This window comes from Methyloversatilis discipulorum (assembly GCF_000385375.1).
Lineage (GTDB): Bacteria > Pseudomonadota > Gammaproteobacteria > Burkholderiales > Rhodocyclaceae > Methyloversatilis > Methyloversatilis discipulorum_A.
The window spans coordinates 2,735,491-2,753,270 of the sequence record NZ_ARVV01000001.1 but is presented as its reverse complement, the minus strand read 5'-3'; the positions used below and the strand labels follow the sequence as shown (position 1 = coordinate 2,753,270).

At 65.6% G+C, this 17,780-nt stretch carries 23 protein-coding genes; 16 read left to right on the top strand and 7 right to left on the bottom strand.

Features of this window, described 5'->3' with window-relative positions; genetic code table 11:
- Window positions 1-14 precede the first annotated feature (14 nt).
- Window positions 15-815 carry an inositol monophosphatase family protein gene (locus tag METRZ18153_RS0112975; protein WP_020165125.1) on the bottom strand — a complete coding sequence of 267 codons (801 nt, stop codon included), beginning with the start codon at window positions 813-815 and terminating at the stop codon, window positions 15-17.
- Window positions 816-876: 61 nt separating this feature from the next.
- Between METRZ18153_RS0112975 and METRZ18153_RS0112970 the strand changes: the two genes are divergently transcribed.
- The 15 genes from METRZ18153_RS0112970 to ftsB all read left to right on the top strand — a co-directional run bounded on the left by METRZ18153_RS0112970 (window position 877) and on the right by ftsB (window position 13,661).
- Window positions 877-1,626, top strand: coding sequence for an RNA methyltransferase (locus METRZ18153_RS0112970; RefSeq protein WP_020165124.1), 750 nt, complete (start codon window positions 877-879; stop codon window positions 1,624-1,626).
- Window positions 1,627-1,714: 88 nt separating this feature from the next.
- The gene (gene cysE / locus METRZ18153_RS0112965; protein ID WP_019917718.1) at window positions 1,715-2,488 is read left to right on the top strand and encodes a serine O-acetyltransferase; all 774 of its coding nucleotides are present in this window, start codon (window positions 1,715-1,717) and stop codon (window positions 2,486-2,488) included.
- Window positions 2,489-2,588: 100 nt separating this feature from the next.
- On the top strand, window positions 2,589-3,071 hold the full coding sequence (gene iscR, locus METRZ18153_RS0112960) for a Fe-S cluster assembly transcriptional regulator IscR (protein ID WP_019917719.1): 483 nt from the start codon (window positions 2,589-2,591) through the stop codon (window positions 3,069-3,071).
- Window positions 3,072-3,073: 2 nt separating this feature from the next.
- Window positions 3,074-4,213 (top strand): cysteine desulfurase family protein, encoded by a 1,140-nt coding sequence (locus METRZ18153_RS0112955; RefSeq protein ID WP_020165123.1) that lies wholly within the window; start codon window positions 3,074-3,076, stop codon window positions 4,211-4,213.
- Window positions 4,214-4,246: 33 nt separating this feature from the next.
- Window positions 4,247-5,458 carry an IscS subfamily cysteine desulfurase gene (locus tag METRZ18153_RS0112950; RefSeq protein WP_020165122.1) on the top strand — a complete coding sequence of 404 codons (1,212 nt, stop codon included), beginning with the start codon at window positions 4,247-4,249 and terminating at the stop codon, window positions 5,456-5,458.
- 65 nt (window positions 5,459-5,523) lie between these two features.
- Window positions 5,524-5,931: a Fe-S cluster assembly scaffold IscU gene (iscU, locus tag METRZ18153_RS0112945; protein ID WP_019917723.1), complete on the top strand. Its 408-nt coding sequence runs from the start codon at window positions 5,524-5,526 to the stop codon at window positions 5,929-5,931.
- Between the two features lie 98 nt (window positions 5,932-6,029).
- Window positions 6,030-6,353: an iron-sulfur cluster assembly protein IscA gene (gene iscA, locus METRZ18153_RS0112940; RefSeq protein ID WP_020165121.1), complete on the top strand. Its 324-nt coding sequence runs from the start codon at window positions 6,030-6,032 to the stop codon at window positions 6,351-6,353.
- Window positions 6,346-6,906, top strand: coding sequence for a Fe-S protein assembly co-chaperone HscB (gene hscB, locus METRZ18153_RS0112935; RefSeq protein WP_020165120.1), 561 nt, complete (start codon window positions 6,346-6,348; stop codon window positions 6,904-6,906). Before iscA ends, hscB begins: the two co-directional genes overlap by 8 nt.
- Window positions 6,906-8,768: a Fe-S protein assembly chaperone HscA gene (gene hscA, locus METRZ18153_RS0112930; protein WP_020165119.1), complete on the top strand. Its 1,863-nt coding sequence runs from the start codon at window positions 6,906-6,908 to the stop codon at window positions 8,766-8,768. The genes hscB and hscA overlap by 1 nt, the downstream gene beginning before the upstream one ends.
- Window positions 8,769-8,790: 22 nt before the next feature.
- The gene (gene fdx / locus METRZ18153_RS0112925) at window positions 8,791-9,132 is read left to right on the top strand and encodes an ISC system 2Fe-2S type ferredoxin (protein ID WP_020165118.1); all 342 of its coding nucleotides are present in this window, start codon (window positions 8,791-8,793) and stop codon (window positions 9,130-9,132) included.
- 5 nt (window positions 9,133-9,137) lie between these two features.
- Window positions 9,138-9,332 (top strand): Fe-S cluster assembly protein IscX, encoded by a 195-nt coding sequence (iscX, locus tag METRZ18153_RS0112920; RefSeq protein WP_020165117.1) that lies wholly within the window; start codon window positions 9,138-9,140, stop codon window positions 9,330-9,332.
- 144 nt (window positions 9,333-9,476) lie between these two features.
- Window positions 9,477-11,156: a CTP synthase gene (locus METRZ18153_RS0112915; protein ID WP_020165116.1), complete on the top strand. Its 1,680-nt coding sequence runs from the start codon at window positions 9,477-9,479 to the stop codon at window positions 11,154-11,156.
- 10 nt (window positions 11,157-11,166) lie between these two features.
- Window positions 11,167-12,009: a 3-deoxy-8-phosphooctulonate synthase gene (gene kdsA / locus METRZ18153_RS0112910; protein WP_020165115.1), complete on the top strand. Its 843-nt coding sequence runs from the start codon at window positions 11,167-11,169 to the stop codon at window positions 12,007-12,009.
- A gap of 59 nt (window positions 12,010-12,068) precedes the next feature.
- Entirely contained in the window at window positions 12,069-13,355 is a 1,287-nt protein-coding gene (gene eno / locus METRZ18153_RS0112905; RefSeq protein ID WP_019917735.1) for a phosphopyruvate hydratase, read from the top strand.
- Window positions 13,356-13,373: 18 nt separating this feature from the next.
- Complete coding sequence (ftsB, locus tag METRZ18153_RS0112900) at window positions 13,374-13,661, top strand: cell division protein FtsB (RefSeq protein WP_020165114.1); 288 nt, start codon at window positions 13,374-13,376, stop codon at window positions 13,659-13,661.
- A 31-nt stretch (window positions 13,662-13,692) separates the two neighbouring features.
- On the opposite strand, the gene METRZ18153_RS0112895 is transcribed toward ftsB, so the two are convergent.
- The 4 genes from METRZ18153_RS0112895 to METRZ18153_RS0112880 all read right to left on the bottom strand — a co-directional run bounded on the left by METRZ18153_RS0112895 (window position 13,693) and on the right by METRZ18153_RS0112880 (window position 15,785).
- Window positions 13,693-14,241 carry a C40 family peptidase gene (locus tag METRZ18153_RS0112895; protein WP_020165113.1) on the bottom strand — a complete coding sequence of 183 codons (549 nt, stop codon included), beginning with the start codon at window positions 14,239-14,241 and terminating at the stop codon, window positions 13,693-13,695.
- Window positions 14,228-14,929 carry an SIMPL domain-containing protein gene (locus METRZ18153_RS0112890; RefSeq protein WP_020165112.1) on the bottom strand — a complete coding sequence of 234 codons (702 nt, stop codon included), beginning with the start codon at window positions 14,927-14,929 and terminating at the stop codon, window positions 14,228-14,230. The genes METRZ18153_RS0112895 and METRZ18153_RS0112890 overlap by 14 nt, the downstream gene beginning before the upstream one ends.
- 49 nt (window positions 14,930-14,978) lie before the next feature.
- A complete protein-coding gene (locus METRZ18153_RS0112885; protein ID WP_020165111.1) occupies window positions 14,979-15,188 on the bottom strand; it encodes a hypothetical protein in 210 nt (69 codons plus the stop codon).
- Between the two features lie 66 nt (window positions 15,189-15,254).
- Window positions 15,255-15,785, bottom strand: coding sequence for a gamma carbonic anhydrase family protein (locus METRZ18153_RS0112880; RefSeq protein ID WP_020165110.1), 531 nt, complete (start codon window positions 15,783-15,785; stop codon window positions 15,255-15,257).
- Window positions 15,786-15,926: 141 nt separating this feature from the next.
- On the opposite strand from METRZ18153_RS0112880, the gene METRZ18153_RS0112875 reads away from it, so the two are divergent.
- Complete coding sequence (locus METRZ18153_RS0112875; RefSeq protein ID WP_020165109.1) at window positions 15,927-16,193, top strand: hypothetical protein; 267 nt, start codon at window positions 15,927-15,929, stop codon at window positions 16,191-16,193.
- Window positions 16,194-16,259: 66 nt separating this feature from the next.
- Here the strand turns inward: METRZ18153_RS0112875 and fchA are convergent, their stop codons facing one another.
- Entirely contained in the window at window positions 16,260-16,889 is a 630-nt protein-coding gene (fchA, locus tag METRZ18153_RS0112870; protein ID WP_019917751.1) for a methenyltetrahydrofolate cyclohydrolase, read from the bottom strand.
- A 3-nt stretch (window positions 16,890-16,892) separates the two neighbouring features.
- Window positions 16,893-17,753: an NADP-dependent methylenetetrahydromethanopterin/methylenetetrahydrofolate dehydrogenase gene (locus METRZ18153_RS0112865; protein WP_020165108.1), complete on the bottom strand. Its 861-nt coding sequence runs from the start codon at window positions 17,751-17,753 to the stop codon at window positions 16,893-16,895.
- Window positions 17,754-17,780 lie beyond the last annotated feature (27 nt).

The following is a 17,780-nucleotide window of genomic DNA, read 5'->3' as shown; positions in this document are numbered from 1 at the left end:
GGGCCGGCCGTCGTTCAGCCGCGCAGGGCGTCGGTCAGGTGCGGTTCGATGGCCTGCAGGATGGCCGGGTAGATGCGCGGCGTGGCGGCGACCAGATTGCCGCTTTCCATATAGCCGGTTTCACCCTGCAGATTGCCGACCAGCCCGCCGGCTTCGCTCACCAGCAAGCTGCCGCCGGCGATGTCCCACGGCGACAGGCCGATCTCGAAGAAGCCGTCGAAGCGGCCGCAGGCGACGTAGGCCAGATCGAGCGCCGCAGCCCCGGGGCGGCGCAGGCCGGAAGTCTTTTCCATCAGCGACTTGAACATGCCCAGATAGGCATCGACGTGGTCCCACACGCGGTATGGGAAGCCGGTGCCAAGCAGTGCCTCACCCAGCTTGGCGCGACGCGACACGCGGATGCGGCGGTCGTTCAGGAAGGCACCGCGGCCACGGCTGGCGGTGAACATCTCGTTGCGAACCGGATCGAACACGACGGCCGACTGCATCTGGCCGCGGTGTTCGAGCGCGATCGATACGGCGTACTGCGGCATGCCGTGGATGAAGTTGGTGGTGCCATCCAGCGGATCGATGATCCAGCGGTACTCCGACTCGGGGCCGGACTCGCCGCTCTCCTCGGCTAGAATGGCGTGGTCCGGATAGGCCTCGCGCAGGATGCCAACGATGGCGTCTTCAGCGGCACGGTCGACCTCGGTCACGAAATCGTTCTGGCGTTTGCTGCTGACCTTCAACAGGTCCACATCCTGGCTGGCCCGGGTAATGATCTGACCCGCACGGCGGGCGGCCTTGACGGCGGTGGTGAGCGTCGGATGCATGAATGTCTCTGTACGCGGACCTTGTGGCCCGCATCTCGGCAGGAAAACCCTGCATTCTAATATGAACCCGTTCGCTTCTCTCGACCGCGTGCGCGTGGTCATGTCGCACACCACCCATCCGGGCAATATCGGCGCCTGTGCGCGAGCGATGAAGGTGATGGGGCTGTCGCGCCTCTATCTGGTCAATCCTAAGCACTTCCCGCACGAGGACGCGGTGGCGATGAGTTCCGGCGCGACCGACGTGCTCGACAACGCGGTGGTTGTGGACAGCATCGAGGCCGCGCTCGCCGGCACCGTTGCACAGGCGGCGCTGACCGCGCGACGGCGCGAAATGGCGCTGCCGGTGCGCGACGTGCGCTCGGCTGCCACCGAACTGGCCACGCTGCTGGCGGGCAGCGATGCGGAGGTGGCGCTGGTGTTCGGTACCGAAAGCTCGGGCCTCACCAACGAGGAGGTGGCAATGTGTTCGCTGCCGGTCACCATTTCGACCAGTGAAACCTACCGCTCGCTGAATGTCGCGGCCGCCGCCCAGATCATGTGCCACGAGCTGCGCATGGCGGTCGGTGGCGCCGTGCTGCCGGCCGAAGCGCCCCCCGAGCTTGCGCCGCACGAGGGCCTGGAAAGCCTGTACGCGCTGTTCGAGCAGCTGATGCTGGAATCCGGTTTCCTCGACCGGGTGAATCCGGGCCGCGCACTGCCGCGTCTGCGTCGTCTGTTCGGCCGGGCCCAGGTCGAGGCGGAGGAGTTGCACCTGCTGATGGGCGCGCTCAAGGCCATCGGAGGCAAGAAGCCACGCGCCCCGGAGCGGTAGCGAACTTCGCAGGTGCACAAAAACCGACTAAAATTCTCGGGTTTCAACCGTCCGGCAGCGCTGCCGGCGCTTCCCACAAGGAAAGACGATGTTCCAACGCCTGCGCGAAGACGTTGCCAGCGTGCTCGACCGTGACCCGGCCGCCCGCTCCGCCTTCGAAGTGCTGACCTGCTATCCGGGCATTCACGCGCTGTTCATCCATCGCATGGCCAACGCCTGCTGGCGCCGTGGTTTCCTGTGGCTCGGCCGCTTCCTGTCGCACATCGGCCGTGTGCTGACCGGCATCGAAATCCACCCGGGGGCGACCATGGGGCGACGCGTGTTCATCGATCACGGCATGGGTGTGGTGATCGGCGAGACGGCCGTGGTGGGCGACGAATGCACGATCTATCAAGGGGTTACGCTGGGCGGAACTTCGCTGTACCGCGGTGCGAAGCGCCATCCGACCTTGGGTCGTGGTGTCGTCATCGGGGCCGGTGCGCAGGTGCTGGGTGGTTTCGATGTCGGTGACGGCGCCAAGATCGGCTCCTGTGCGGTGGTCGTGAAACCGGTGCCAGCCGGCGCGACGGCCGTCGGCAACCCGGCGCGGATCATCGAGGCGACCGCACCCGGTGTCGAGGACGAGAAGAAGCGGCGTGCCGAACAGGCCGGTTTCACCGCCTACGGCGTCACCCGCGACATGGAAGATCCTATGGCCAAGGCGCTCACCGCGCTGGTCGATCACGCGCTGGAAAGCGACCGCCGCATCGAGTGCCTGCTGCAGAAACTCGAACGCGCCGGCATACAGCTCGACGACGAGGCCAAGGAGGAAATGGCCGACCACTCGCACGTCGATCTGGACAAGATCCGTACGAATTGTTGACTGAACTTGTCGGGAATTATAAAGTCGACTGAAATGATCGGGAATTGAACCGGCCTTTTCCGGTTCGCCGATGTCCCGGCTGATTTCAGGAGCCCACGCGATGAGACTGACCACCAAAGGACGCTTCGCAGTCACTGCGATGCTCGACCTCGCCCTGCGGCAGGAAAACGGTCCGGTCACGCTGTCCGGCGTGGCCGAGCGCCAGCGCATCAGCCTGTCCTACCTCGAACAGCTTTTCGGCAAGCTGCGCCGCCAGGAACTGGTGGCCAGCGTGCGTGGCCCGGGCGGTGGCTACTGTCTGGCGCGCGACGCGCGCACGATCTCGGTGGCGCAAATCATCATCGCGGTGGACGAGCCGCTCGACGCGACCCAGTGCGGCGGCAAGGAAAACTGTCTGGACGAACACCGCTGCATGACGCACGACCTGTGGTCCAACCTCAGTCGTCACATGTTCGATTACCTCGACTCGATCAATCTGCACGATCTGATGGTGCAGCAGCGCGAGCGCAACAGTCACAAGGTGGTGCTGCACGACCACGCGCCGCGTACCTGTTCGACCGAGCCGGCGAGCGTGCAGGCCTGATCATGTTTGCGCCGGTCTACCTCGACCATAACGCCAGCACGCCGCTGCTCGATGCGGTGCGCGAGGCGATGCTGCCCTGGCTCGGCGTGCGTTTCGGCAATGCGTCGAGCCGCCACGAGTACGGCCGCGCAGCCCGCCGAGCGATTGACGATGCACGTGCGCAGGTGGCGGCCGCCGTGAAGGCGCACCCGACCGAGGTGGTATTCACCAGCGGTGGTTCGGAAGCGAACAACCTGTTTATCAAGGGCGCTGCGGCCCGCATGAAGCCGGGCGTGATCGCGGTGTCGGCGATCGAGCACCCGTGCGTGCGCGAACCGGCGCGCCAACTCGTGCGCAGCGGCTGGGAACTGGCCGGCATCGCGGCCGACACGCAGGGCAGGGTGCTGGTCGATACGCTGGACCCGCGCGCGGCGCTGGTGTCGGTGATGGCGGCGAACAACGAAACCGGCGTGCTGCAGGACATTCCTGCCTTCGCGGCCGCGGCCAAGTGCAGTGGCGCCTGGCTGCACAGCGATGCCGTACAGGCGCTGGGCAAGATTGAACTGGATTTCCGCGCGCTGGGCGTGGCAGCGATGACGCTGTCGGCGCACAAGATTGGCGGTCCTCAGGGTGCGGGTGCACTGGTGCTGGACAAGCGGGTCGATATCGAGCCGCTGATCGCCGGAGGCGGCCACGAGCGCGGCCTGCGCTCCGGCACCGAGAACATCGCGGCCATCGTCGGTTTCGGCGTGGCCTGCGAACAGGCGGTTGCCGCGCTCGGCGCCCGGCGCGACGCGATGCAGGCGCAGCGTGCGCGCATCGAGGGCTGCGTGGCGGCGCTCGGTGGCGTCGTGTTCGGTGCGCAGGCCGATCGCTTGCCCAACACCTGCTATTTCGCGCTGACGGGCATCGATGGCGAAACCCTGGTCGGCAAGCTCGATCGAGCCGGTTTCGCGGTGGCCAGCGGGGCTGCCTGTTCCAGCGCTTCGCCCGAACCGTCGCGCACGCTGACGGCGATGGGCGTCGAGGCGGAACTGGCGCGCGGCGCGGTGCGGGTGAGCGTCGGCGCGGCGACGACGATGCAGGACGTGGATGATTTTTGCAGCGCGCTGGTGCGGGTCGCGGACGAACTCCGCGGGCTGCGGGCGATGGCTGCGGCGTGATGAAGTGAACAAGGACCTGATGGAGTCGATGACATGCTGAAATTCCCGATCTACCTCGACTACTCGGCGACCACGCCGGTCGATCCGCGCGTGGCGGCCAAGATGATTCCCTGGCTGACCGAGCACTTCGGCAACCCGGCGTCGCGCAGCCATGCCTACGGCTGGGAAGCGGAAGCCGCGGTCGAGGAGGCGCGCGAACAGGTGGCCAAGCTGGTCAATGCCGACCCGAAGGAGATCGTCTGGACCTCGGGGGCGACCGAGTCGAACAACCTCGCCATCAAGGGCGCGGCGCATTTCTACTCGGGCAAGGGCAAGCACATCATCACGATGCGCACCGAACACAAGGCGGTGCTCGATACCTTCCGCGAACTCGAACGCGAAGGCTTCGAGGCCACCTATCTCGATCCGAAGGACGACGGTCTGATCGATCTGGACGTGTTCCGCGCCGCACTTCGCCCGGACACCGTGCTGGTATCCATCATGTTCGTGAATAACGAGATCGGCGTCATTCAGCCGATCGCCGAGATCGGTGAGATCTGCCGCGAGAAGGGCATCATCTTCCACGTCGACGCCGCTCAGGCGACCGGCAAGGTGGCGATCGACCTCGACAAGCTGAAGGTCGACCTGATGAGCTTCTCGGCGCACAAGACCTACGGCCCGAAGGGCATCGGCGCGCTGTACGTGCGGCGCAAGCCGCGCATCCGTCTGGAAGCGCAGATGCACGGCGGTGGTCACGAGCGTGGCCTGCGTTCGGGCACGCTGGCGACGCACCAGATCGTCGGCATGGGCGAGGCCTTCCGCATCGCACGCGAGGAAATGGGCGCCGAGAACGAGCGCGTGCGCATGCTGCGCGACCGTCTGCTCAAGGGTCTGCAGGACATCGAGGCGACCTATGTGAACGGCGACCTGGAAGCGCGCGTGCCGCACAACCTGAACATCAGCTTCGCCTACGTCGAAGGTGAGTCGCTGATCATGGCGATCAAGGAAGTGGCGGTGTCTTCCGGCTCGGCCTGTACTTCTGCCAGCCTGGAACCGTCGTACGTGCTGCGTGCCCTCGGGCGCGAGGACGAGCTGGCGCACAGCTCGATCCGCTTCTCGATCGGCCGCTTCACCACCGAAGAGGAAGTCGACTTCACCATCGATCTGCTCCACCGCAAGATCGGCAAGCTGCGCGAACTGTCGCCGCTGTGGGAAATGGTGCAGGAAGGTGTGGATCTGAATACCGTGCAGTGGGCTCATCACTGAGCGCAGACCACTGAGGGGGCGCCTTCGGGCGCGTCCGGGACAGACAGGAAGACAAGGAGAAAGACATGGCCTATAGCGACAAACTGCTCGACCACTACGAAAACCCCCGCAACGTCGGCTCCTTCGGCAAGGAAGACGACGACGTCGGCACCGGCATGGTCGGTGCGCCGGCCTGCGGCGACGTGATGAAGCTGCAGATCAAGGTCGGCGCGGACGGCATCATCGAGGACGCCAAGTTCAAGACCTACGGCTGCGGCTCGGCCATCGCGTCGAGTTCGCTGGTGACCGAATGGGTCAAGGGCAAGACGCTCGACCAGGCGATGGAGATCAAGAACACCGCCATCGCCGAGGAACTGGCACTGCCGCCGGTGAAGATCCACTGCTCCATCCTCGCCGAAGATGCGATCAAGGCGGCGGTCGAGGATTACCGCAAGAAGCACGGCGCCGTTGCGCCGGAGTCCGACGCAGCCTGAAACGAAAGCTCCGACGCTCACTTCGTCCGCGAGGCTATGCCGCCTCGGGGCGGACCGGCGGAAGGAACGTGGCGTTACGGATAACTGAGGAAACGCAAATGGGTGTCACACTGAGCGAGAAAGCGGCGAAGCACGTCGCCAACTACATCGCCAAGCGCGGTCGCGGTGTCGGCCTGCGCCTTGGCGTGCGTACCAGCGGCTGTTCGGGCATGGCCTACAAGCTTGAGTTTGCCGACGACTTCGCGGCGGACGATCTCATTTTCGAGAGCCATGGCGTCAAGGTACTGATCGACCCGAAAAGCCTGCCCTACCTCGAAGGAACCGAACTGGACTTCGTGCGCGAAGGCCTGAACGAGGGGTTCAAGTTCAACAACCCCAACGTGAAGGACGAGTGCGGCTGCGGCGAAAGCTTCAATGTCTGAGTCCACCGGCCTGCTGCCCGAAGCCGATCTGTTCAGCCGCGATCACTTCGCGCTGTTCGGTCTGCCGCGCCGCTTCGAGATCGACGAACGCGCGCTCGAATCGCGTTACCACGAGCTGCAGTCGGCGGCGCACCCTGACCGCCACGCGCACCGTGCGGAACAGGAGCGCCGGCTGTCGATGCAGTGGGCCACGCGCATCAACGAAGGTTACCGGCTGCTGCGCTCGTCGCTGTCGCGCGCGCGCTATCTGCTGGAACTGGAAGGCATCGATGTCGGCGCCGAGAACAACACGGCGATGCCAGCTGACTTCCTGATGCAGCAGATGGAATGGCGCGAGGCGCTGGACGAGGCGCGCGACGCGCGTGACGTCGATGCGCTGGACGCACTGGCGCGCAATCTGCGCCAGGCTCGCCGCGATGCCGAAACGCTGCTGGCCCGCCAGCTTGATGTCGACCACGACAGGGCTGCGGCTGCCGCCACCGTGCGTCGCATGATGTTCATCGCGAAGCTCGGCGAGGACATCGCCGAGGCACACGAAACACTGGAAAACTGATGGCCCTGCTGCAGATCGCCGAACCCGGCGAATCCACCGCGCCGCACCAGCACCGGCTGGCTGTGGGCATAGATCTGGGCACCACGAATTCACTGGTCGCCACCGTACGCAACAGCGTGCCGGTGGTGCTGAACGACGAGAACGGTCGCGCGCTGCTGCCCTCGGTCGTGCGCTATTTCGCCGACGGTCGCACTGTCGTCGGCCACGCCGCACAGGCGGCGCAGGCGCAGGATCCGCGCAACACCATTGCCTCGGTCAAGCGTTTCATGGGGCGCGGTCTGGCCGACGTCGCGCACGTCGAGTCGATGCCCTATGTGTTCGAGGACGCGCCGGGCATGGTTCGCCTGCGTACGGCGCAGGGTGCGAAAAGCCCGGTCGAAGTGTCGGCCGACATCCTGCGCACACTGCGTGAGCGCGCCGAAGCCAGCCTGGGCGGTACGCTGACTGGCGCCGTCATTACGGTGCCCGCCTATTTTGATGACGCCCAGCGTCAGGCGACCAAGGACGCGGCGCGTGTGGCTGGCCTCGAAGTGCTGCGCCTGCTGAACGAGCCGACCGCCGCCGCCATCGCCTACGGCCTCGACAATGCCTCGGAGGGCATCTACGCGGTCTATGACCTCGGCGGTGGCACCTTCGACATATCGATCCTGAAGCTGTCGCGTGGCGTGTTCGAAGTGCTGGCGACCAGCGGTGACGCCGCGCTCGGCGGCGACGACTTCGACCATCGCGTCTATTGCTGGCTGATCGAAGCGTCGCGCATCGGCCCGCCGGGGCTGGAGGACATGCGCACGCTGTACATGGAAGCGCGTCGCGCCAAGGAAGTGCTCTCCGCACAGGATGCGGTGCACATCGGCCTCAAGTTGAGCGGTGGCGAGGAGATCGACGTCACACTGACGCGCGATGCTTTCGCCGACATGACGAAGAAGCTGGTGGAAAAGACGCTGGCGCCGACCCGCAAGGCATTGCGCGACGCCGGTCTGTCGCCGGAAGACGTCAAGGGCGTCGTGATGGTCGGCGGCGCCACCCGCATGCCGCACGTGCAGCGTGCGGTGGGTGAGTTCTTCGGCCAGGAGCCGCTGACCAATCTCGACCCGGACAAGGTGGTCGCCATCGGCGCCGCCATCCAGGCCAATGTGCTCGCGGGCAACCGCAGCGCCGACGAGGACTGGCTGCTGCTCGACGTGATTCCGCTGTCGCTTGGACTGGAAACGATGGGCGGGCTGGTCGAGAAGATCATTCCGCGCAATTCGACGATTCCGACTGCGCGCGCGCAGGAATTCACCACGTTCAAGGACGGCCAGACGGCGATGGCCATCCACGTCGTGCAGGGCGAACGCGAGCGCGTGTCCGACTGCCGTTCGCTGGCCCGCTTCGAACTGCGCGGCATTCCGGCCATGGTGGCCGGCGCGGCGCGCATCCGTGTCAGTTTCCAGGTCGACGCCGACGGATTGCTCAGTGTTTCGGCGCGCGAGATGGGCACCGGCATCGAGGCGCGCATCGAGGTCAAGCCGAGCTACGGCCTGGGCGACGATGAAGTCACGCGCATGCTGCGCGAGGGCTTCGAGCACGCGCAGGAAGACATGAGCGCGCGCGCCCTGGCCGAACAGCGTGTCGAGGCGCAGCGTCTGGGCGAGGCGACGCACGCGGCGCTGGCCGCCGACGGCGATCTGCTGGATCCGGCCGAACGCGCCGCGATCGACGCAGTGCTGGTCGACCTGGCGAACGCCGCCGCTGGCGAGGACACCCCCGCAATCAAGAAGGCGATCGACGCGCTAGGCCGCAGCACCGACGAGTTCGCCGCCCGCCGCATGAACCGCAGCATCCAGCGTGCGCTGGCCGGTCGCAGCGTCGAATCACTGTAAGAAACCGAATTCCGAGACCCGCATGACCCAGATCGTCGTACTGCCCCATGTCGAACTGTGCCCCGAGGGCGCAGTGATCGAAGCCGCCCCCGGCACCACCATCTGCGACGCGCTGCTCGCCAACGGCGTCGAGATCGAGCACGCCTGCGAGAAGTCCTGCGCCTGCACCACCTGCCACGTCGTCGTGCGCGAGGGCTTCAACAGCCTGGCGGCAGCCGAGGAACTGGAAGAGGATCTGCTCGACAAGGCCTGGGGCCTGGAGCCGAACTCGCGCCTGTCCTGTCAGGCTGAGGTGGCGGACACTCCGCTGGTGGTCGAGATTCCGAAATACACCATCAACATGGTCAGTGAAGGAAAGAGGTAACAGCGATGAAATGGACTGATTCACGCGAGATCGCGATTGCGCTGACCGAGGCGCGGCCCGACGTCGATCCGCAGTACGTGCGCTTCACCGACCTGATGGAGTGGGTAATGGCGCTGCCCGGTTTCGACGACCATCAGAGCCGCTGCGGCGAAAAGATTCTGGAAGCCATCCAGCTGGCCTGGATAGACGAAGCGGATTGATGCTGCGCTGAGCGTTGCAAGGGGGGCGGGAAGGGCAGAGATGAAGGCGCAGTGTCGCCGGCAACTGCCCTGGTCAGCGCGCCGCGGTGTTCAAGGGCCGCCGCTTTTCCGGTAAACTGCGCATTTCCCGCTGCAGCGCAATACATGACCAAGTACGTATTCGTCACCGGTGGCGTGGTGTCCTCGCTCGGCAAGGGCATTGCAGCCGCCTCGCTGGGCGCGATTCTCGAATCGCGCTCCATCCGTGTCACCCACCTCAAGCTCGACCCCTACATCAACGTCGATCCGGGCACGATGAGCCCGTTTCAGCACGGTGAGGTCTTCGTCACCGAAGACGGGGCGGAAACCGATCTCGACCTCGGCCATTACGAGCGCTTCACCAGCGCCAAGATGGGCAAGCGCAACAACTTCACCACTGGCCAGATCTACGAGTCGGTGATCAAGAAGGAGCGCCGTGGCGAGTATCTGGGCAAGACGGTGCAGGTGATCCCGCACATCACCGACGAGATCAAGGCCTATGTGAAGCGTGGCGCCGAAGGCGCCGATGTGGCCATCGTCGAGGTCGGCGGTACGGTGGGCGACATCGAGTCGCTGCCCTTCCTCGAAGCGATCCGCCAGATGGGCATCGAAGAGGGTCGTGGCAACACCTGCTTCATGCACCTGACGCTGGTGCCCTACATCGCCACCGCCGGCGAACTGAAGACCAAGCCGACCCAGCACTCGGTCAAGGAATTGCGCGAGATCGGTATCCAGCCGGACATCCTGCTGTGCCGCTCCGACCGCGTCGTACCGGACGACGAACGGCGCAAGATCGCGCTGTTCACCAATGTGCTGCCGGAAGCGGTCATTTCGGTCACCGACGCCGACAGCATCTACAAGATCCCGGCCATGCTGCACAACCAGATGCTGGACGAGATCGTCTGTCACAAGCTGAACATCCTCGCCCGCGCGGCTGACCTCAGTGCCTGGACACGCCTGATCGATGCGCTGGAGCATCCGGAGCGCGACGTGGACATCGCCTTCGTCGGCAAATACGTCGACCTGACCGAGTCCTACAAGTCGCTGTCGGAAGCGCTGGTGCATGCCGGCATCCACACCCGCTCGCGCATCAACATCCACTACATCGATTCGGAAGCGATCGAGCGCGCCAGCGACGGCGGCCGCGCGCTGCTCGACCCGATGGACGCCATCCTGGTGCCCGGCGGCTTCGGTCGCCGCGGCGTCGAGGGCAAGATCGCCGCCATCCGCTACGCACGCGAGAACGGCGTTCCCTATCTGGGCATCTGCCTCGGCATGCAGCTGGCAGTGGTCGAATATGCCCGCAACGTGGCCGGCCTGACCGGTGCGCACAGTACCGAATTCGAGCGCAACGCGCCGCACCCGGTGATCGGCCTGATTACCGAGTGGATGAGTGCAGAGGGCAAGCTCGAGCGTCGCGACGAGTCGTCGGACATCGGCGGCACGATGCGTCTGGGCGGCCAGAACTGCAACCTCGCCGAAGGCAGCCTGGCGCGCGACATCTACGGCGCCGCGACCATCGTCGAGCGTCATCGTCACCGCTACGAGGTGAATAACCAGTACCTCGCCCAGCTCGAAAAGGTGGGTCTGCGCGTGTCCGGCCGTTCGCAGGACGCGACCGACCCGCTGTGCGAAATGATCGAACTGCCGGACCACCCGTGGTTCGTCGCCTGCCAGTTCCACCCCGAATTCACCTCGACGCCGCGCGCCGGCCATCCGCTGTTCTCCGCCTTCGCCCGCGCGGCCATCGCCCGCCAGGACGCTCGCGGGGCGGTCAAGCGGTCCGTGCGCAAGGTGACGGGCTAAGGAGATCGCCATGAAACTGTGCGGATTCGACGTCGGCCTCGACCAGCCCTTCTTCCTGATCGCCGGCCCCTGCGTGATCGAATCGCGCGAAATGGCCTTCGATACGGCTGGCAAGCTGAAGGAAATCACCGCCCGCCTGGGCATCCCCTTCATCTACAAGTCGTCCTTCGACAAGGCCAACCGCAGTTCGGGCAAGAGCTATCGCGGCCCGGGCATGGAAAAGGGCCTGGAAATCCTGGCCGACGTGAAGCGCGAGCTGAACGTGCCAGTGCTGACCGACGTGCACACCGCCGAAGAGGCGCCCATCGTCGCGCAGTACGTCGATGTGCTGCAGACGCCGGCCTTCCTGTGCCGCCAGACCGACTTCATCCACGCCTGCGCCGCCACCGGCAAGCCGGTGAACATCAAGAAGGGCCAGTTCATGGCGCCGGGCGACATGAAGAACGTGGTCGACAAGGCGAAGGAAGCGAACGGCGGCGCGGACACCATCATGGTGTGCGAGCGCGGCGCCTCCTTCGGCTACAACAACCTCGTGTCCGACATGCGCTCGCTGGCCATCATGCGCAACACCGACTGCCCGGTCGTGTTCGACGCGACGCATTCGGTGCAGCTGCCGGGCGGGCAGGGCAGCAGCTCCGGCGGTCAGCGCGAGTTCGTGCCGGTGCTGGCGCGTGCCGCGGTAGCCGTGGGCATCGCCGGCCTGTTCATGGAAACCCATCCGAATCCCGAGAAGGCGATGTCGGACGGCCCCAATGCCTGGCCGCTGCCTATGATGGAAGCGCTGCTGACCCAGCTGCGCGACCTCGACGCCGTCACGAAGAAGCACGGATTCCTCGAATCCGCTTTCGCCTGATGGCGCGGGACACGATCAAAATTCGAATTCAATAAATTTACTGAGGACCTGGAGCGACCATGAGTGCAATCGTCGATGTCGTCGCGCGCGAGATACTGGATTCGCGCGGCAATCCCACCGTTGAAGCGGACGTGCTGCTCGAGTCGGGCATCATGGGCCGTGCCGCCGTGCCGTCCGGTGCGTCGACCGGCTCGCGCGAAGCCATCGAGCTGCGCGATGGCGACAAGGACCGCTATCTCGGCAAGGGTGTTCTGGCCGCGGTCGAGAACGTCAATACCGAAATTTCCGAAGCCATCATCGGCCTCGACGCCGAAGAGCAGGCCTTCATCGACAAGACCCTGATCGAACTCGACGGCACCGAGAACAAGTCGCGCCTCGGCGCCAACGCCACGCTGGCGGTGTCGATGGCGGTGGCCAAGGCGGCTGCCGAAGAAGCCGGCCTGCCGCTGTACCGCTACTTCGGAGGCTCGGGCGGCATGGCGATGCCGGTGCCGATGATGAACGTGATCAACGGTGGCGCGCACGCCAACAACAGCCTGGATTTCCAGGAATGCATGATCATGCCGGTCGGCGTGACCAGCTTCCGCGAAGCGCTGCGCATGGGCGCCGAAGTGTTCCACGCGCTGAAGAAGCTCACCGACAAGAAGGGCTACCCGACCACGGTCGGTGACGAAGGCGGTTTCGCGCCGAACGTCGGCAGCGCTGAAGAAGCGCTGAACATGATTCTGGACGCCGCCTCGGCCGCCGGCTACGAGCCGGGCCGCGACCTGGTACTGGCGCTGGACTGCGCCGCCTCCGAGTTCTACAAGGACGGCAAGTACCACCTCGAAGGCGCGGGCCTGACGATGGAATCGGCCCAGCTGGTCGATTACCTTGCCACGCTGGCCGACAAGTTCCCCATCGTCAGCATCGAGGACGGCATGGCGGAAAACGACTGGGACGGCTGGAAGCTGCTGACCGAGCGTCTGGGCAGCCGCGTGCAGATCGTCGGTGACGACCTGTTCGTGACCAATACCAAGATCCTGAAGGAAGGCATTGCCCGCGGCATCGCCAACTCCATCCTGATCAAGATCAACCAGATCGGCACGCTGACCGAAACCTTCGCCGCCGTCGAAATGGCCAAGCGCGCGAGCTACACCGCCGTCATTTCGCACCGCTCGGGCGAAACCGAGGACAGCACCATCGCCGACATCGCCGTCGGCCTCAACGCGATGCAGATCAAGACCGGTTCGCTCAGCCGTTCGGACCGCATCGCCAAGTACAACCAGCTGCTGCGCATCGAGGAAGACCTCGGCGATACCGCGTGGTACCCGGGCGCTTCGGCGTTCTACAACCTGCGCAAGTAAGCGGGCAGGTCGGCGATCATGGTCCGCCACTGGCCGTCCTTGTTGCTGGTGGCGCTGATCGCCGCGCTGCAGTACCCGCTCTGGCTCGGCAAGGGCGGGTGGCTGCAGGCATGGGAAGCCGAGCGTGCGCTGGAAGCGCAGCGCGCGCTCAACACCCGGCTCGAAGCGCGCAACGTCGCGCTGGAGGCGGATGTGAAAGACCTCAAGACCGGTTTCGACGCGGTCGAGGAGCGTGCCCGCGTCGAACTGGGCCTGGTCAAGCCGGGCGAGGTGTTCGTGCAGGTGCCGCGCAGCAACAAGCCCTGACTGCCGTCAGGCGAGCCCCTCAGGATTTCCTTCAGACGTCGCGACGCAGCGTGCGCAGTCCGCTGATACGCGCGGCGAACCAGCCGCTGTCCAGCGCATCGGTGCGCACATACTTGCCGCGCGTGCTCGGTGCGTGGATGAAGCGCCCCTCGCCAGCGTAAATGCCCATATGTGAATGCGGCTTGCCGCTGGTGTTGAAGAACACCAGATCGCCCGGCTGCAGCGACGCGCGATCGACCGGTCGCGCCAGGCGGGCGATCTGTGCCGCGTTGTGCGGCAGGCGTATGCCGGCCACCTGTTCGAAGATCCAGCTCACCATGCCACTGCAGTCCACCCCGCTGTCCGGGTTGCGACCGCCGAATCGGTACTGGTTGCCGATCAGCCCGAGCGCATAGATCACCGCGTCCTGCGCGTGGGTGTCGTCGGCCAGTTGCAGGGCCGTCGTCGGTGCGGGTGCCGGTGTCTGTACGACAGGCGGCTGCGGCGAGGCCGGCACATCGGGCGCCGGCGCCGGCAGCGTGCCGCAGCCTGCCAGCAGCAGCGCGGCGGTGAGCGTGAGTGCCTGCTTACTTGCGGTCAATCTCGATCTGTCCGCTGATGTTTACGCTGACGCGCGATTCGCCGGCCTCCACCGGCATGTCGGCCATCGCTGCTTCGGCCATCGCCACCTTGCTGCGCATCAGCGGGCGCGGCGGCGGCATGCCGGAGGTGTTGTTCACATTCATGTGCAGCACGCGCCAGTTGCCGCCGAGCGACGCGGCGACGATCTTCGCGCGTGCGTTGAAGGCGGCGATGGCGTCGCCGATCGCGGCATTCTCTGCTTCGCGCGCGGTGTCCTCGCTCGGCTCCAGCGTCAGCTGGCCGACCGCAAGCTGCGTCTGCAGCTTGCCCAGCAGTTCGGACAGCGCGGCTTGGTCCTTCGATTCCAGCAGCAGTTCCGAGCGCATGCGCCAGCTTTCGATGGTGCGGCCGTTCTTGCTGTAGACCGGATAGGTCGAGGTGTTGCCGCTGCGCACCTTCACGCTGGTGTAGGGCTTGGTGGTGGCGAGGGCGGACTGCATCGCCGCATTCACCTTCTTCGCCAGCGGTCCGGGCGTGGTATCGCCCAGTTCGATGTAGGCCTGGGCGCGCGCGAGGTCGTTCGGTGCGAGACGGGACGCTTCGGCGTTCAGGTCCACCACGATGCCTTCGCGCCGCGCGGCAGACGGTTCGGCCGCATTCGCGCCGGACACGCAGGCTGCAAGCAGCAGCCAGAGGGGGTATTTCATTTGTGCTCCCGCAATCGTCATGACGACGGGAGTATAGCGGCCGGGGATTTCAGCGGCGACGGTGGATGTCCCGCTCTTCGTCGGCCTCGATGCGCACCGGCACGCGGGCGTGCTCTTCGCCCATCGCCGACAGCAGTGCGACGCCGAGCAGCGCCAGATAGGTCAGCACCGCCATCACGGTGGTTTCGCCGCTGGCGGCCAGCATGACGGCCGGCAGTACGTGGGCGCCGGTGAAGAAGAAGTGGGTGCGCTGGGTCATTGCGGTCTCCCGATGTCGGTGGTTCACCGGGATAACGACCGCCCGCGCGCCGTGCTGAAGGGTACGTCAGTCTCTGGGGACGGCCTGCAGACTGTCGCGGTACAGGCGCGACTTGTCGACATAGCCGGCGGCGCTGCGCATCAGTCCCTCGACCTCTTCGTCGGTGAGCTGGCGCACCACGCGGCCGGGCGAGCCGAGCACCAGGGAGCGGTCGGGAATGACGCGGCCCTCCGGAATCAGCGCATTGGCGCCGATCAGGCAGTTGCGACCGATCACGACGCGGTTGAGGATGACGGCGTGGATGCCGACCAGCGAGCCGTCGCCCACCGTGCAGCCGTGCAGCATCGCGTGATGGCCTATGGTCACGTCGGTGCCTATGGTCAGCGGCACACCGTCGTCGATGTGCAGCACCGCGCCATCCTGTACATTCGAGCGCTCGCCGATCGAGATGTGGTCGTTGTCGGCGCGGATGACCGCACCGAACCACACGCTGGTGTCCGCCTTCAGTTCGGCGTCGCCGATGATGCTCGCGCTGGGCGCGATCCAGGTGCTGGAATGGACGACAGGTGTCTTGCCGTCGAGGGCGTACAGACTCATGCGGACTCCCGGCTGCCGCGACCGTCGGTCGGGCGAATTATTGTGCAATGCAACCAGGGTCGCGATTGTACGCGCATGCCTTGGTACCGGCGCAAGCGGCAGGCCGCGGGAACGCTTGTTCCGACATGGGAAAGGATAGCGATGAACGAAGCACTGGGCCGTTCGCTGGCCGATTTCGAAGCAGGGCGTATCGACATGGATGCGCTGATCGCCATCTGGCGTCGCCATGGTGTGGATGATGCGGCGCTTCCCGCCAAATGGCGCGAGGTGCTCGACGGCCTGCTGATGCGGCTCGAATCGGCGCGGCTGTTTTCCGGCGAAAGCTGTTCGTTCAGTCAGGGCGAACTGCTGGCGACGATGCGCGAATGGCTGAACCGGGTGCAGGCGCAGATCCAGGCGCAGCAGTAGGCGCACGCGTGTGCTGAACGAAAAAAGGGCGCCCGCAGGCGCCCCTGAAGATGCCGAGCAGGCGGGTCAGAGCTTGCTCTTCACAACTTCGACGACTCGGTCAGCCTCGGCCACCCACTTGGCCAGCAGGGCGTCTGTTTCTGCGCGGCGCGAAGCGGCGAAATCGGCGTCCTTGATGCTGGGCACGTTGATGTCGACGTTCAGCGCAGCCGAACGCAGCGCGGCGACGGCGGCCAGAGCGGCGACACCGGCGTCCGATACGACGTTCTTGTTGCCCTTCTCGGCAGCGACCAGCGACAGCGCGATCACGTCGGCGCAGGCGCGGGCGCAGGCCAGCGGTGCGTCGGTGGCCTTCTTCAGACCGTCCTGGATCGCGGCCGAACGGGCGGCCTTCTGCTCGTCGGTGTCTTTCGGCAGACCGTAGGCGGCCATCAGGCCGTCGAAGGCTTCGACGTCGGCGCGGATGAAGTCGGTCAGCTGGGCGCGCAGCGCTTCCGCCTTGGCCAGCAGATCCTTCATTTCGCCTTCGACTTCGACGTAGGCCTTCTTGCCGATGGTCAGGTTGCACACCATGCTGACCAGCGCCGCGCCCATGCCGCCCATGATGGCAGCGGCACTGCCGCCGCCCGGTGTCGGCGCGCTGGAGGCGAGCTCGTCGAGGAAGGTGGTGACCGGCTTGTCCTTGATCATCGTCATGGCTCAGCCCACCATGGTTTTCGCCATCGCGTAGATTTCCGACGCGTCGAGCGAAATGTCGTTGCTTTCGAACAGCTTGCCGACGCAGGCGCGCTGCAGCGCGATCTTCAGTGCGCCGAAGCCGATGGCGCCGAACACGATCTTGCCGTGCTTGACGACGCCCTTGTCCATCATGTCGATGCCTTCGATGCCCAGCGGCGGCGTCGCGTTGGCGTCGGCAATCATTTCCAGCGTCGGGTTGTCCTTCCAGTGACGCTCTTCCAGCAGCTGGATGCCGCCGGCGCCGGTGGCGATGACCACGTTCGCGCCTTCGATGGCACGACCGCGCGCATCGTTGTCAGCCGCTTCGGCGACCGCGACGTCGAGGTTGAAGTTGGCCTTGAGCTGCTTGGCCGCTTCTTCGGCGGTGGCGATCTTGCGCGACACCAGCGTTACCGTGGCGCCCTCGCTGGCCAGCATCACGGCGGCGCGCGTGCCGACCGGGCCGGTGCCGCCGAGGATGACCGCCTTCTTGCCCTTCAGCGAACCGCTGTGCGCCAGCCAGGCGACGCAGGCGGCGGCCGTGGTGTTCGAGCCGTTGGAGTCGAGCATCACCGACACGCGGAAGTTCGAGAAGAACTTCTTCTTGACCGCCTTGAACAGCGTCTCGCCTTCGGCCATGTTGCTGCCGCCGATGAAGATGGCGGTGTTCTTCTTGTCCTTCGGTGCGCGGGTGAAGATCGCACCGTCGACCATGGCGCCGACGTTGTGCGGATGCACGCCGCCGTAGCCGATCACGTGGTCCGCGCCACCGTCGTGGCACACGACGCTGTCGAACACCGACGGGTGTTCATCGGTATCGAATTGGTAAAGCAGCTTTTTCATTGTGATGTCTCGGATGTCTGGAAGAGA

Excerpts from the sequence above, each read along its gene's own strand:
- cysE (WP_019917718.1), top strand. The coding sequence starts at position 1,715 with ATGTTCCAACGCCTGCGCGAAGACGTTGCCAGCGTGCTCGACCGTGAC.
- METRZ18153_RS0112955 (WP_020165123.1), top strand. The coding sequence starts at position 3,074 with ATGTTTGCGCCGGTCTACCTCGACCATAACGCCAGCACGCCGCTGCTC.
- eno (WP_019917735.1), top strand. The coding sequence starts at position 12,069 with ATGAGTGCAATCGTCGATGTCGTCGCGCGCGAGATACTGGATTCGCGC.
- METRZ18153_RS0112885 (WP_020165111.1), bottom strand. The coding sequence starts at position 15,188 with ATGACCCAGCGCACCCACTTCTTCTTCACCGGCGCCCACGTACTGCCG.
- fdx (WP_020165118.1), top strand. The coding sequence starts at position 8,791 with ATGACCCAGATCGTCGTACTGCCCCATGTCGAACTGTGCCCCGAGGGC.
- METRZ18153_RS0112915 (WP_020165116.1), top strand. The coding sequence starts at position 9,477 with ATGACCAAGTACGTATTCGTCACCGGTGGCGTGGTGTCCTCGCTCGGC.
- iscR (WP_019917719.1), top strand. The coding sequence starts at position 2,589 with ATGAGACTGACCACCAAAGGACGCTTCGCAGTCACTGCGATGCTCGAC.
- METRZ18153_RS0112890 (WP_020165112.1), bottom strand. The coding sequence starts at position 14,929 with ATGAAATACCCCCTCTGGCTGCTGCTTGCAGCCTGCGTGTCCGGCGCG.
- METRZ18153_RS0112865 (WP_020165108.1), bottom strand. The coding sequence starts at position 17,753 with ATGAAAAAGCTGCTTTACCAATTCGATACCGATGAACACCCGTCGGTG.
- fchA (WP_019917751.1), bottom strand. The coding sequence starts at position 16,889 with ATGACGATGATCAAGGACAAGCCGGTCACCACCTTCCTCGACGAGCTC.
- METRZ18153_RS0112975 (WP_020165125.1), bottom strand. The coding sequence starts at position 815 with ATGCATCCGACGCTCACCACCGCCGTCAAGGCCGCCCGCCGTGCGGGT.
- METRZ18153_RS0112875 (WP_020165109.1), top strand. The coding sequence starts at position 15,927 with ATGAACGAAGCACTGGGCCGTTCGCTGGCCGATTTCGAAGCAGGGCGT.
- METRZ18153_RS0112950 (WP_020165122.1), top strand. The coding sequence starts at position 4,247 with ATGCTGAAATTCCCGATCTACCTCGACTACTCGGCGACCACGCCGGTC.
- ftsB (WP_020165114.1), top strand. The coding sequence starts at position 13,374 with ATGGTCCGCCACTGGCCGTCCTTGTTGCTGGTGGCGCTGATCGCCGCG.
- iscX (WP_020165117.1), top strand. The coding sequence starts at position 9,138 with ATGAAATGGACTGATTCACGCGAGATCGCGATTGCGCTGACCGAGGCG.
- iscA (WP_020165121.1), top strand. The coding sequence starts at position 6,030 with ATGGGTGTCACACTGAGCGAGAAAGCGGCGAAGCACGTCGCCAACTAC.
- hscB (WP_020165120.1), top strand. The coding sequence starts at position 6,346 with ATGTCTGAGTCCACCGGCCTGCTGCCCGAAGCCGATCTGTTCAGCCGC.
- METRZ18153_RS0112970 (WP_020165124.1), top strand. The coding sequence starts at position 877 with ATGAACCCGTTCGCTTCTCTCGACCGCGTGCGCGTGGTCATGTCGCAC.
- iscU (WP_019917723.1), top strand. The coding sequence starts at position 5,524 with ATGGCCTATAGCGACAAACTGCTCGACCACTACGAAAACCCCCGCAAC.
- kdsA (WP_020165115.1), top strand. The coding sequence starts at position 11,167 with ATGAAACTGTGCGGATTCGACGTCGGCCTCGACCAGCCCTTCTTCCTG.
- METRZ18153_RS0112880 (WP_020165110.1), bottom strand. The coding sequence starts at position 15,785 with ATGAGTCTGTACGCCCTCGACGGCAAGACACCTGTCGTCCATTCCAGC.
- hscA (WP_020165119.1), top strand. The coding sequence starts at position 6,906 with ATGGCCCTGCTGCAGATCGCCGAACCCGGCGAATCCACCGCGCCGCAC.